Source organism: Rhizobium sp. YIM 134829 (assembly GCF_046546455.1).
On record NZ_JBKHKI010000007.1, the window covers coordinates 1 to 13,504 of the forward strand.

The 13,504-nt window shown below is 64.1% G+C and carries 11 protein-coding genes; 3 read left to right on the forward strand and 8 right to left on the reverse strand.

The window, feature by feature from the left end:
* Positions 1–413: 413 nt before the first annotated feature.
* From ACLE20_RS13520 to ACLE20_RS13540, 5 genes are all read right to left on the reverse strand, one after another.
* On the reverse strand, positions 414–3,182 hold the full coding sequence (locus tag ACLE20_RS13520) for a glycoside hydrolase family 2 protein (RefSeq protein WP_410940836.1): 2,769 nt from the start codon (positions 3,180–3,182) through the stop codon (positions 414–416).
* A 104-nt stretch (positions 3,183–3,286) separates the two neighbouring features.
* Positions 3,287–4,615: an extracellular solute-binding protein gene (locus ACLE20_RS13525; RefSeq protein ID WP_410940837.1), complete on the reverse strand. Its 1,329-nt coding sequence runs from the start codon at positions 4,613–4,615 to the stop codon at positions 3,287–3,289.
* A gap of 55 nt (positions 4,616–4,670) precedes the next feature.
* A complete protein-coding gene (locus ACLE20_RS13530; protein WP_410940838.1) occupies positions 4,671–5,540 on the reverse strand; it encodes a carbohydrate ABC transporter permease in 870 nt (289 codons plus the stop codon).
* Entirely contained in the window at positions 5,537–6,424 is an 888-nt protein-coding gene (locus tag ACLE20_RS13535; protein ID WP_410940839.1) for a carbohydrate ABC transporter permease, read from the reverse strand. The genes ACLE20_RS13530 and ACLE20_RS13535 overlap by 4 nt, the downstream gene beginning before the upstream one ends.
* Entirely contained in the window at positions 6,411–7,571 is a 1,161-nt protein-coding gene (locus ACLE20_RS13540) for an ABC transporter ATP-binding protein (RefSeq protein WP_410940840.1), read from the reverse strand. Before ACLE20_RS13540 ends, ACLE20_RS13535 begins: the two co-directional genes overlap by 14 nt.
* Positions 7,572–7,715: 144 nt before the next feature.
* Between ACLE20_RS13540 and ACLE20_RS13545 the strand changes: the two genes are divergently transcribed.
* Entirely contained in the window at positions 7,716–8,747 is a 1,032-nt protein-coding gene (locus tag ACLE20_RS13545; protein ID WP_410940841.1) for a LacI family DNA-binding transcriptional regulator, read from the forward strand.
* 71 nt (positions 8,748–8,818) lie between these two features.
* On the opposite strand, the gene ACLE20_RS13550 is transcribed toward ACLE20_RS13545, so the two are convergent.
* The 3 genes from ACLE20_RS13550 to ACLE20_RS13560 form a co-directional block, all read right to left on the reverse strand.
* Positions 8,819–9,433 carry a hypothetical protein gene (locus tag ACLE20_RS13550; protein ID WP_410940842.1) on the reverse strand — a complete coding sequence of 205 codons (615 nt, stop codon included), beginning with the start codon at positions 9,431–9,433 and terminating at the stop codon, positions 8,819–8,821.
* Between the two features lie 125 nt (positions 9,434–9,558).
* Positions 9,559–10,878: an ABC1 kinase family protein gene (locus ACLE20_RS13555; RefSeq protein WP_410940843.1), complete on the reverse strand. Its 1,320-nt coding sequence runs from the start codon at positions 10,876–10,878 to the stop codon at positions 9,559–9,561.
* Positions 10,875–11,219 carry a thiol-disulfide oxidoreductase DCC family protein gene (locus tag ACLE20_RS13560; RefSeq protein WP_410940844.1) on the reverse strand — a complete coding sequence of 115 codons (345 nt, stop codon included), beginning with the start codon at positions 11,217–11,219 and terminating at the stop codon, positions 10,875–10,877. Before ACLE20_RS13560 ends, ACLE20_RS13555 begins: the two co-directional genes overlap by 4 nt.
* 489 nt (positions 11,220–11,708) lie before the next feature.
* On the opposite strand from ACLE20_RS13560, the gene ACLE20_RS13565 reads away from it, so the two are divergent.
* Both ACLE20_RS13565 and ACLE20_RS13570 read left to right on the forward strand, forming a co-directional pair.
* Positions 11,709–12,311: a TetR family transcriptional regulator gene (locus ACLE20_RS13565; protein ID WP_410940845.1), complete on the forward strand. Its 603-nt coding sequence runs from the start codon at positions 11,709–11,711 to the stop codon at positions 12,309–12,311.
* Positions 12,312–12,355: 44 nt separating this feature from the next.
* Positions 12,356–13,492 carry an efflux RND transporter periplasmic adaptor subunit gene (locus ACLE20_RS13570; protein WP_410940846.1) on the forward strand — a complete coding sequence of 379 codons (1,137 nt, stop codon included), beginning with the start codon at positions 12,356–12,358 and terminating at the stop codon, positions 13,490–13,492.
* Positions 13,493–13,504: the final 12 nt, after the last annotated feature.

The following is a 13,504-nucleotide window of genomic DNA, read 5'->3' on the forward strand; positions in this document are numbered from 1 at the left end:
CGCAGGTTCAAATCCTGCCCCCGCAACCAAACAAGCCAAACTCCCAAACATCAAAGCCCCGTCCGGTCCCCCCGGCGGGGCTCTCTGCGTTCTGCCGTAGAAGCGGGAGGGAGTGAGGAAGGTCAAGATCCCGTCCTAGGTCGCAAGATCCTTCCCCTTCTGCATCTTTCTCCTATCGACTTCAACCGATCGGCCTTGACACCCAACTACCCATGCTCCCGACGGTCTGGAACCCACATTTTGTGGGTTTCCCAGCTGAATTCTGGCGTTCCATTCTGCACCGCGGAGTTAAAAGACCAGTCGCCTGCGGTGGCGCCGTCGAGGCTGCGTTCGGAAGGCGATGAGGGTTGCCAATCGTCCGGCACGGCCAATGGCTTATCGTTATCATCTCCCGTCCCTCCTCAGTTCGTGCGTCAGGGGCGCGCCGTGAGTGTCATGAGGCCGTCGATCAAGGCGGTCGCAACTGGGTCGGTCTCGGTGTGCGGGCCGAGCACGCGGAAGGTCGTGGCGACCAGTTTGCCGCGGCCGAGACGCTTCTCGATCAGGAAGGCGGCCGGTTTGTGGATCCAGCCGATCACCACGCCGGCATGGACCCGGCCGTGGAACTCCCAGGGCCGGAAGCCGGTCATCACCTGCAGAGGCACGACATTGCCGAAGGAGAGGTCGAGCAGCGGGCCGCCCGGAAGGCTGGCGAAGACGCCGTCGCGCCTGAGCCAGGAGAAATTCCCGACCCAGTCTCCCCGCCAGAGCGATTTGTGACGATCGACCAGCGCGTAGCCGGGGAAGGAAAAATAGGGTCCGGAAATCAGCCCACCACCGCCTGCGTCGATCTCGATCGACGTCGGCCCGTCGCGTGGGGGCGTGTCATCGCGCAGCCGTCCCGGCGCCTTGTCGACGATCTGGAGAACATGAAGACCGTCGTGAATGGCGTCGATCAGCGCCGGCGTGAGTTGGTCGGTGACGAAGACCGGCGCCGTGTCTGCAGAGGCTCGGCGATAGCCGAGCGATGCGAGCCGGTCCTCGATGGGGTCGAGGTCCGCGGCAAAGCCGGGAAGGGTCTCGGTCTGGCGGTCGGCATAGAGGGACAGGGTCTCCACATTGCGGGCGATCTCTTGTCCATTCGGTGCCAGGAGGCGGAACTGTGCCGCCGAGCGCGCCGTTTCCCCGATCCTGCCAAGCGTCACGTCAAGCGGAACGGCATGGACCTGCATCGGCGGGATCTCCGGAATGTCCAGGCTTCCGGCCTGATCGGCGAGCGACCATTCCAGCCGGCTGCCGGCCGGCACGCGGGCGCCGCCGGATGAGAGGGCGAGATCGAAATGCGCGGTCTCGCCCGAGGCAAGGGCGAAGGACGCGGTGCCCGGCGCGATCACCACATCGCTGTTCACCTCGGATAGCGCTTCGGCAAAGACGCGCGGATTGCGCGCCATGTCCATCAGCCCGTTGCCTTCCCAGTGCACGTCGGTGAGCTCCGTCACCACATAGCCGCTGATCTGCGGGTGGCGGCGGATGACTTCGATCTCATATTTGAGATTCATGTGCTGGTGCCACTGCACCTGCTCGATGAAGGCCGAGAAGGGGCCGAAGACCTGGAAGAGGCCGAGCTCGCGATAGCGCGCCTCAATCCCTTGCGGCAGGGCGGTTCCGTCCGCCCAGGTGGCACCAAAGCTCGCCCACCAGGGGTCGCGCCCGTCCGGGTCGCGCAGCAGCGCCGGATCGGGCAGTCCCCAGACGCCGAATTCGGAGAGGATCAGGGGCTCCGTGCCGGTGCGCACCGCTTCGGCATCGGTCGAGAAGGTCCAGTCGGCATTGGCGGCGAATTCCTGGCAGAGCAGGTCCCATTCCTGGCGCCGGTCGGTGGCCGTGCGATAGAAGTGATAGTCGTTGATATCGGTCTTGATGTGATAGTTCGGGAAGCAGGCCGAGTTGTCGACGGTGAGCCGCAGCGGATCTTCCGCGCGCAGCCAGTCGACCATCTCGGAAATCCAGCGCCGCTGCTCCGCCGATTCCCGCAGCCGCGTGCCCCAGTCCTCGTTGATCAGCGTCCAGATGACGATCGAGGGGTGATTGCGGTCGCGGGCGAGGATGCCTTCCATCGTCTCTCTGAGACGCGCGGCGGACGCGGGCGAGAAGGTCTCGACATTGGGGATCTCGGTCCAAATGAGCATGCCGAGCCGGTCTGCGACCTCATAATAGCGCGGATCCGGCACCTTGATATGGCAGCGCAGGCAATTAAGACCGAGCGCCTTCGCCTTGCGCAGCTGGTCCTCCAGCATGGCGAGCGAGGGCGGGGTGCCGAACCCGTCCGGATAATAGTCCTGGTCGAGCGCGCCGCGCAGATAGAGCGGTTCGCCATTGAGCCACAAAGCCCCGTCCCGCGCTTCGAACCGGCGGAAACCGAAGGTGGAGATGGCGTCGTCGGTCGCCTTTTCATCCGACAGAAGCGCGAGTCGAGCCAGATAGAGATCCGGCGCGTCCGGCGACCAGGCTGCGGGATCGGCAAGCGTCAACTCGTGCGACAGACGGCCGGCATCGGCCGTCAGACTCTTCTCGGCGACGATGCGGCCAGCAGGGTCGGAGATGGTCAGCCGAAGCGCAGCGTCGACGCTCCTCGACAGCGAGGCGGAGATCGCCAGGCGACCCTCCGGCCAAAAGGGGTCGAGGCGGAGGTTTTCAATATGCAGAGCCGGGCGGGCCTCCAGCCTCACCGATTGCCAGATGCCGGCCTGCGGGCCGTACCAGCTCTGCTTGCCATGCGGGATTTCGGCAAAGTCCGCGGCATCGCCCTGACGGTGGGCATCGGGAAGTTCGGCGATGACTTCGAGTTCGTTCTCCACTTGGAGAAGAGCCTCGGGAAGAACAAGGGCGAAGGGCAGGTAGCCGCCCTCATGCCGGCCGATCTCGGTGCCGTTCAGGCGCACCTCGCAGCGGTCGCCGACGGCGCCGAAGTGGAGCGCGATCTCCGAGCCCGACCAATCGGCGGGCACGGCAAAGGTTCGGCGATAGGTCGCCCGTCCGAAACTGACGGCCAGATCGTCGAAACAGGCCTGCCAGGGGGCCGGAACTCTCGCCTTGCGCCAGATCCCGTCGCTGTCATGGCGGAAGTCCCAGAGGCCGTCGAGCGAGAGGCTGCGGCGTGCTGCGGCCGGCGGCGGAGCGGAAAGCGGGGAAGACGAGGTCATGGCGATACCCGAGGCGCGAGCGCCTTTTCTTAGAGATTGAATTGGACGGGGAGGATCGCCGGGCGACCTGAGGGGAGAGGTCTCAGGCGCCCGGCGCAGCGCGGCTAGCGGTTCCGGCGCAGAACGCGGTCGACGCCGGCCTGCATGGCCTCGAGCGCAGCCTGCGGTTCCGTGCCCGTCAGCCACATGGCGTTCAGGTCGGTAATCATGGCATTATAGACCGCCCGCTGGTTCTGAACCTGCGGAAGGGCTGTGGCATTGGCCGCGGTGCCTGAAAATTCATTGCGGTGGGGCAGCGCCTTGAAGGCGTCGGAGTCGAGAACCGACTGGCGAACCGAGAGGTGGCCGGTGCGCGACCATTCGTAATTGTTGTCGTTGAGGAACTTGAGGAAGGCTTCCGCCGCCTTGGTCTCCTCTTCGCTGCGGCTCTCATCCTTGGGGATGACCCACATATGGCTATCCGCCCAGACCTTCGGATTGGCGAAGAGCTGCGGCACATTGGCGACGCGGTAGTTCTTCAGCGTCGCCTTGCCGCTCTTGGCCTGGCTGTCATAATTGTCGACGCCCCAGGTGCCGTTGATCAGGATGCCGGCTTCCCCGTTAAGAAAGGCCTGTTCCGAACCCGGATAGTCAAGCGCCGGATTGGCGAGGCCCTCGGAATAGATCGAGGAGATCAGCTTGGCGGCGTTGAGACCTTCCGGCGTATTGATGCTGGCCGTCTTGCCATCGGCCGAGAGGACATCGACGCCCTGCTGCCAGAGAAGCGTGTCGAAGAAGCGAACCATCATGCCTTCGGCGCTCTGGGATTCCGACGCGATGAAGTTCTTGCCGGTCGCTTCCTTGAACTTCTTGCCCTGCGCGATCAGCTCCTCGGCCGAGGTCGGGAGCACCGGCGAGCCGTCCGGCTTGACCATGCCCGCCTGTTTCATCAGGTCCATGTTCACATGGAAGAGCAGGGCGTGAAGGTCGAAGGGGAGAGCGTAGATCTCGTTATTCGCCGTCGCGTTCTTCAGCGCCGCCGGCACGAAGTCTTGCGTGTCGATGCCGAGCGTCTTCATCGGTTCCGAAAGCGGGGTCAGCAGGTCGCGATTGGCGAAGTTCGGCAGGACCGAGGCATGCATGACGGCAATGTCGGGAATATTGCCGGTCGAGTATGTGGCCGTCAGCTGGTCGTAATAGGCGCCCCATTCCACCGTCTGCGTCACCACCTTGGCGCCCAGCGTGTTCTCGGCGTTGAACTTGTTGGTGAGCACGGTGATGATGCCGCATTCGCCATTGGCTTTGGAAATGTCGGTCACCGAGCCATAGTCGGTGTTGCACTCGCCGAAGAAGCGCAGGAGCGAGAGCTCGACCGCCTGGGCGGCGCCGGCAAAGGCCGTGGTGGCGAACAGCGTGGCAAGCGCCATCGTCCGCAGGGTTTTCAGGTTTCGCATCGTTTCCTCCTTGTTGATGCAGGACCGTCTGGCCAGCCTCCCGCCGGCGAGATTTTTATTTGCCGGCGTTCATGGCGACGCCGGCCACGATGAAGCGCTGGAAGATCAGGAACAGAAGCATGATCGGCAGGCTGGCGAAGACTGCCGAGGCCATCACCGACCCGAGACCTTCGGAAAAGGCGAAATTGCTCTGGATCGAAGCAAGGCCCACCGTCACCGTGTACATGTCGGCCCGGGTGGCCGAGACGAGCGGCCAGAGAAAGTCGTTCCAGGCGAAGATGAAGGTGAAGAGCCCAAGCGTGGTCAACGCCGGAATGGAAAGCGGCAGCATGATCTTCAGGAACACGGTGAGGCGCGAGGCATGGTCGATCTCGGCGGCCTCTTCCAGCTCCTTGGGGATCGAGCGGAAGAACTGCATCATCAGGAAGACGCCGATCGGCACCGCCACGCGCGGCATGACGAGCGCGACATGGCTGTTGTGCAGGCCCCAGCCGGAAAACATCGTGTGAAGCGGGATGAAGATCGACTGTTCCGGCACCATCAGCCCGGCCATGACGATGAGAAACAGGGTCTTCTTGAAGGGAAAGCGCAGCCTGGCAAAGGCATAGCCCGCCATGGAGGACACGATCAGCACCAGCGTCGTCATCGAGACGGCGACGATGAAGCTGTGCATCAGCCAACGTGGCACGGTCTCCATCTTCAAGAGGTTGACATAGTTGTCGAGCGTGAAGGGCAGCGGAATGAAGCCGGCGGTGGACCGCATCAGCTCGGCATTCGGCTTCAGCGACATGGTAACGACCCAGAGGATCGGCAGTAGCCAGAGGAGGGCGAAGGCAACCGTCAGGATCAGGATGATCCAATCGCCGGTGCGGCGCAGGCCGCCCGTCGGCCGGGCGGGAGGGAGCGTGATCTCGGCAGCCATCATGCATCCTCCCGCCGGCCGAGCCAGAGCTGCGCCATGGCGAAGCCGAGCATCAGCAGGAAGAGGCCGAAGGCCATGGCCGAGGCAAAGCCGACCTGCCAGTCGCGGAAACTGGTCTCGTAGATATATTGCACCAGCATCTTCGTGCGGTTGGCCGGGCCACCCTGGGTCATCAGATGCGCCTGCCCGAAGATCTGGAACTGGCCGACGATCTGCAGCACGAGAACCAGAAGGACCGTGTTGCGGATCGACGGCAGGGTGATGCGGAACAGCGTGGCCAGGCGGCCGGCATGGTCGAGCTCGGCGGCTTCGTAGAGCTCGGGCGGAATCTGGCTCAGGGCCGCGAGAAACAGTGCCATCGGCAGCCCGACGCCCCACCAGAGCGTGGTGACCGTCAAGGAGGGCATGGCGAGCGAGCCACTGCCGAGGAAGTTGATCGGCTCGGCGCCGAACCAGCGAAACAGGGGCACGAGCAGCCCGTTGTCCGCATTGAGCACCATCGACCAGATGAGGGTCACGACCGAGACGGAGAAGACGCTCGACATGAAGAAGATCGAGCGCATGACACTTTTGAGCCGCCCGCCGCCATGCACGGCAAGCGCCAGGAGCAAAGCGAGCAGCGTCATGCTCGGCACCGTCATCGCTACGAATTGCAACGTATTGCCGACCGCCTTCCAGAAGATCGGGTCGGCCCAGAGATCCTCATAGTTCAGGAGCCCGACGAATTCGCGGAAGGTGCCGGCGAGTTCCCAATCATGCAGGCTCATCCAAAGCCCCTTGAAGAAGGGATAGACAAGGAGGATGGCATAGGCGGCGAGAAAGGGTGCGAGGAACAAGGCTGCGGAGAGCGCTTCCTTCCGTCGTGCAGGGGTATCAAGCGCGGCCATGGACATCACCCCCTGACATCTCCGGCCCTTCAGCCAGCATGGTTTTCGGGGTCGAAACGGGCGCAGCCTGCGCAGTGATCGCCTGCTCCTTGGCGTCGAAGACGTGGCGGATGCCGGTCCCGACCGCGAAACGGGCTGTCGCGCCGATCGCCGGCGCGAAACCGCCACGCTGCTCGGCAACAATGCTCGTGCCATTGGCCAGCGTCGCGTAGACGAGTTGCATGGCGCCCAGTTGCTCCACCACATCGATGGTGCCGACGATCTCGCCATGCTCGGCCGGCGTGAGGTTTTCGGGCCGCAAGCCAAGGGTGACGACGGCGCCGAGTTCTGCCGATCCCGGCCGGGCCTCCGCCTCGAGCGTGAAACCGCCTGGCCCCTCGAGGATAAGCCGTTGGCCCGAGACCGCCTTCACGGTGGCGGGAATGAGGTTGATCCGCGGCGCGCCAAGGAAGCCGGCGATGAAGGCGTTGGCCGGGCGATCATAGAGATCGATCGGCGTTCCCACCTGTTCGATGCGGCCGGCCCGCAGCACGACGATGCGGTCGGCCATGGTCATGGCTTCCGTCTGGTCATGCGTGACATAGATCATGGTCGCGCCGAGGCGGTGATGCAGACGGGCGATCTCGGTGCGCATGGACACGCGCAGCGCCGCGTCGAGATTGGAGAGCGGCTCGTCGAACAGGAAGACATCGGGCTCGCGCATAATCGCTCGGCCGATCGCCACCCGCTGGCGCTGGCCGCCGGACAGCGCATTCGGCCTTCTCTCCAGATAGGGCTCCAGCTGCAGGATGGCCGCCGCCTTGGCGATGCGCGCTTCGATCTCGGCCTTCGGCGTGCCGATGTTCTTCAGACCGAAAGCCATGTTCTGGCGGGCCGTCATATGGGGATAGAGCGCGTAGTTCTGGAAGACCATCGCCACGCCGCGGTCGCGGGCCGCCTCGTTACGGACAGAGCGGCCGCCAATGCGCACGTCGCCGCCGCTCGCATCCTCGAAGCCAGCAATGATGCGCAGAAGGGTCGATTTGCCGCAGCCCGACGGGCCGACGAAGACCACGAACTCGCCATCCGCAATGGTCAGCGAAACATCGTGAATGACTTGAACGGCGCCGAATCGCTTCGACACCCCCTCCAGGGTCACTTCCGCCATCCACTCCTCCCAAAGTGTTTAGTTATATTTTTAGCGTTATAACTAATCTGGTGAAGTTATCAAGCGGTCAACTTGGCGGAGGCGGAACCTTCGTGATATGCGACGCTGAGCACGAAGGATGAAGCGGTGACGAAGAAGCCCACCATGTCAGACATTGCAGTGGCTTGCGGCGTCTCGCAGGCCACGGTCTCGCTCGTCCTCAACAATGCGCCCGGCACCCGTATTTCGCCAGCGACGCGGGAGGCCGTTCTCGTCAAGGCGGCGGAGATCGGCTACACCACCGTTCATCGCCGGACCGAGCGCCGGCCGATGATCGCCATGCTCATCAACGACGTGACGAGCTCGCCGCATGTCGCCGGGCTCATCGATGGCGTGACCGAGGCTGCCAACGAGCTCGGCCTCATGGTCTCGGTCATGCCGACGGCTGGCGACAGCGACACGGAACAGGCGGCGCTCGACTATTTGACGGCCATGCCGGTCGCTGGCGTCATCTATGCGCGGCTCATCACCCAGCAGATCCATCTGCCGCCGCGACTGAATACCCTTCCGACCGTGCTGCTCAATTGCTACAGCGCCGACCGCACGGTTTCGAGCGTCGTGCCGGGCGATCTGGTCGCCGGGCAGACGGCAGCGCTATCGCTGATCAAGGCTGGCCACCGGCGGATCGGCTATATTGGCGGCGAGGACACGATCGAGGCGTCGCGCGAACGGCTGAAGGGCTACCGCCGCGCGCTGATGATGCATGACATTGCGATCGATCCATCGATCATCTTCAAGGGTGGCTGGACGATCAAGGGCGGCTATGATGCCTTTCGCCAGATGATGCTGCTGCCGGAGCCTCCGACCGCGATCTGCTGTTTCTGCGACCGCACCGCCATGGGCGTCTACTCGGCCGCAGCCGAACTCGGCCTCACGATTCCCGACGACATGTCGATCATCGGCTTCGACAACGAATCCTATACGGCCGACATGGTGCCGCCGCTGACCACGCTGCAGCTGCCGCATGCCGAGATGGGCCGCTATGCGGTCGAGCACCTCGCCGAACTTCTCGCCACGCCCCGCACCCGGCCGCGACCCTTCAAGGTCAAGTTCGAATGCGAGTTGATCGAACGGCGCTCGGTCAAGCTTCTCGATCCCGCCGCGGAACCTGTTCTGTCTGTCGGCGCGAAACTCTGATCCGGGCATTTCTTCGAATTCGACACTATGGGCCGCTGAAACTCATCCTGTCGTGACCAGCCTCCGGCTGATCAACGGAGCAGCCCATCGAGGTCGAAAATCTCCCAGCCCTTGAGTGCCGCGCCGGGATCGGTGGCGCCGTCCTCGGGCGTCTTGGCGCGCTTTTTCTTCTTCGACAGCCGTGTCAGCTTCGTCTGATACGCAGCCTTTGCTCTTTTTTCCGCTCGGGCCTCGGCATCCTCGACGCGCCATTGATCGACAGCGCCACGATCGAGAAGGTCTTCAACCACCTTCGGGTCGAAGACATGGAAGGTGATCTGCCGAGCGCGTCCGGCCAGCCTCACGGTCCGCGTTCCGGCGCTGGGAAGGCGGCCATCGGCGAGCCAGCGATGACGCTCGCTCACCTTCATGCCCAGAATGTCCTGGATCTCACGCGGAATGACAGGCAGGGCCGGTGCTTCATCGATCGTCCTCGAAACAACCGACGCAGCGGCGTTGAAACTCGCTTTTTGATCGGCCGGCATCGCCAGGATCAGATCGACCCCTTCGAGCGATATTGCTTTCTTGGAGATGGCTGGGAGTCGCGCCTGGATCTCCTGAAGAAGACCTTTCGCCCGCACCGACGATCCCAGTGTGGCTGCCGCCGACAATGTCCACGTCCTGATCAGCTCGATGTCGGTCTTCATCGCCATGCCGTCTAGATGGTGCGATCCGGTTTGGTGGTCAATGGATTCGATCTCCTGCCGGGAGGGGCAGGGATCATGAGTGCGCTCTGCGCCGCTTTGTCTTCCATACCGTGACCATGAGCGCGTCACGCATAGGCGCGCATCATGGCAAGCAGCGGCAGACGGGCCTGGAGCTTGACGGCGAGAAGGGCAAGGCCGCCGATCTTGCGTTGCAGGAACAGGAGATCAGGCAGGGGGAGGCTCAGAACCGTTCGATCCGCAAAGAGCGCCATCGCGCGCTCGCGGACATCGGCGAGCGCCCCTCGATCGCCGAAATCGACGAGGCCATCGGGCGTATGGAGGAACTGGTTGAGCGCCGTGGCAATGACGCGCGTGAGCAGGGCGTCGTAGATGCGGTCCTGCGTCTCGGAGAGGAAGCCCAGACGGCGCAGCGCATCGCGAACCGCGCGGACCTCGCCCCTCATGGCAGCCCGGAGAAGCCCTCGATAGGCCTCGGCGCTCTCAGGCGCAACCGGGCGTACTGCGCCGAAGTCCAGCAGCGCGATCCGACCGTCGTCCGGCCGCCACAGATAATTGGCGAAGTTGGGATCGGTCTGCATGCGACCGAAGACGAAGAGTTCCCGCAGCGTCAGATCGGCAAGCGCCGTCATCGCGCGGTCGCGCTGTTCCTGCGAGGCCGAGACGAGCGTGTCGAGCGGCCGGCCCTCGGCGAAACTCATCGGCAGAATACTCGGCGTCAGGAGATCGTCGATCGGGGTGGGGATGATGAAGCGCGCGTCGTTTTCGAGCAGGGTGGCGAATGCGCGCATCTGCTCTGCCTCGCGCCGGTAGTCTGCCTCCTCGTGCAGCTGTCGCTTGGCCTCGCTCAGATGCGGGGCGATGTCGAGCTGCGGCGGGACGAGGGACGTCATCCTCAGAAGCGTGGCGACATTGTCGATGTCGGAATCGATGCTGGCGGCAATGCCTGGAAACTGGATTTTGACGGCCAGCTCACGGCCGTCGGTGAGCACTGCGCGATGCACCTGGCCGATGGACGCTGCGGCCATCGGCGTCATGTCGAAGCTTCGGAACCGCTGGCGCCAATCCTGCCCCCAGCCGCGCGCGAGACTGTCAACAAGCTGATGCGCGGGCATACCATCCGCGCTGTTGCGGAGCTGCGCGAAGATCGTCTGGATCTCAGGCGGCAGCAGCTCGTCCGGCTCGAGCGAGATCATCTGACCGAGCTTCATCGCGGCCCCTCGCATGCGCGAAAGCTGGTCCACGGTTTTCCTGGCGTTGGCCGGCGTCAGGATCAGATCCCGCAGATGCGGCCGCTCACCCCTGGCAAGCCGGCTCGCCCCTTCCGCCGCCATGCCAACGGCAATGCCTCCGGCGATCTGGCCGAGTGCGGCAAGCCGGCTCAGCCGCGTGCTCGGCACCTTGCGCGCGCGGTCGGACCCGCTCATCCGACAAGCCTCTGTAGGCGCGGGCGGAGCCTGAGGAAGACGCGATAGGCGGCTTTGAACAGGGGTCGCAGGAGGGGACGGTCGGCGATCACGCCGAGCGGGCGTAGAACGGGGATCGCGCGCCACATGGCGGCAAAAGCGCGGGCGCCGGAGAGCAGCCTTCCGTTCTCGAGGGCATGGAAGCGCGCGAGGAGCTCGGCCCGATCGATCGGACACCCCGCCTCCCCATCGGCCACATCGACGAAATCGATCGCCCTCCGACGGTCGAGCCGCCGCATGACCGCGATCTCACGGCGGCAGAGCGGGCAGCTGCCATCGAAAAACACCGTCACCTGCGCCATGTTCGCAAATCTCTCCGACTCTGTCTGACCGCACGCCGTCCCGCCGTCTGCAGCGCTCTCGGCGCGCGATCGTGAAGGGGTACGACAGCACGGGCCCTCTGGATCAAGCGGCGGCCACGCTTGACGATGCTCATCGAGCGAAGTCTGAAGGTCGCATTCTGTTCCCAGGAAGAGGCGGACGCATGGCCCAGAACGCCTGCTCGATCCGAGACCTCTACGTCGCGAGTGACGCTACCGTGATTGGTCGGGCCATGGCGACATACCGGATCGAGAAGGTCGACGAGAGGGTGGTCTCCTCCTCGACCAGACCAGGGCCGTCGCTTCGTCCGAGAGCCGGCGGGTGAGGGGGCAGGATATCGTCATGCACAGTCGCGGGGCGTGAACAGCGATGTTCACGTGCAAAGATTGACTCCATCCTGCTGATGGCTTACGAGTGACGAAAATAGAAATTCGTCACTCGTAAGCCATCAGCAGGACACCATGCAGTTCATGTCGACCGAGCTTCCTCTCGATGCTGCGCGCCAGGAAAACATGACGCGCATCCTCGATGCGGCCCAGCGGCTCTTCCGTCACTACGGCTATTCCAAGACGACGGTTGCCGACATCGCGCGCGATCTCGGCATGTCTCCGGCCAATATCTACCGGTTCTTCGCCTCGAAGGTGGAGATCCACCAGGCGCTGTGTGGCCGGATGCTGGCAGCCAGCTATCAGCAGGCGTTGGACATCCGGCACATGAAGGCCAGCGCGTCGGAGCGACTGCGCCTCTATCTCCTCGGCAACTACCAGACCATCCTCGACACCATGCTCGACGAGACGAAGGTCCACGAGATGATCGTCGTCGCCATCGAGCGCGACTGGCATGTGATCGAGAAACATATCGACGCGATCCACGATCTGATGGCCGAGATCATCAGCGAAGGGATCGCGGCAGGCGAATTCGCAGACCAGGATCCGGTGACGGCCTCGCGCTGCTTCGGTGCGGCGACGGTCAATCTCTGCCATCCGCAGATGGTCGCTCAATGCCTGGCAAAAACGAACCGGGCAAGTCCGGACGATCTCATCGATTACGCCATCAGGGCGCTGAAGAAGTAATGGGCGCTGGCGCCGAAATTTTGACCCTATCAGGAGTGCGAAGCATGGTTTTTTTCACTGGTGCAAGCCTTCATGCGGTCATGCTGCGCCTCGGTCTGCTGGGTGCCATCGGCCTTGCCCTGTCCAGCTGCTCCAAGGAGGAGGCGGAGGTCAAGGAGGTCATCCGGCCGGTCAAGGTGGTCGAGATCGGCGCCGCAAGCGGCGCCAGGACGCTCACCTACTCCGGATCGGTCAGGCCGCGCACCGAGATGAACCTCGGCTTCCGCGTCGCGGGCAAGATCACCGAGCGACTGGTGGATGTCGGTGACAAGGTCAAGCCCGGCGATGTGCTTGCCCGCATCGATCCGACGGACTTGAGGCTCGCCGTGAAGACGGCGGAGGCCGATCTCGCGGCGGCGGAGCAAGGGGTAAAAACCGCCGATCTCGCGCTGAACCGGGCCCGCCAGCTCTTCTCCAACAACGTCACCTCGCAGTCGCAGCTCGAACAGGCGACGCTCACCTATGAGCAGGCCGTTTCGACGCGTGATGCCGCCGTGGCAACGCTCGATCAGGCGAGGAACCAGGTGGGCTACACGGAACTCACGGCGACGCGCCCGGGCATCGTCACGACGGTTAGCGCCGATATTGGCAGCGTTGTTGCCGCAGGCGCGCTCGTGGCGACCGTGGCCGTCGATGGTGAGAAGGAGGTGCTGATCGCCGTACCCGAGGGCGACATCGCGCAATTCAGCCCGGGCAAGGCCGTCAAGGCCAGCTTCTGGTCCGACCGCGCGCTGTCGAAGGATGGCAAGGTTCGCGAGGTCGCCGGCAGTGCCGACGCGCAGTCCCGCACCTTCTCCGTCCGTATCAGCCTGCCGGATGATCCGCGGATCCGTCTCGGCATGACGGCGACGGTCGACGCCGCGGCGGATGCGGAACCGGTCGTGTCGATCCCGCTCACCGCCCTTGCCGAACAGAAGGGCAAGCCGATCGTCTGGATCGTCGACCGGACCAGCGAGCCCACCGTGCATGCCCGCGATGTGGACGTCGCCGGCTTCACCGATGATGGCGTGCGCATTTCCAGGGGCCTGGCCGCCGGCGATCTCGTCGTTTCCGCCGGCACCCAGTTCATGGCCGAGAGCTTGAAGGTCAAGCTTCCGGAGCAGCAGTCGGCACGTGCCGAAACCAACGACATCCTGCGCTGAGCGGCTGGAGGG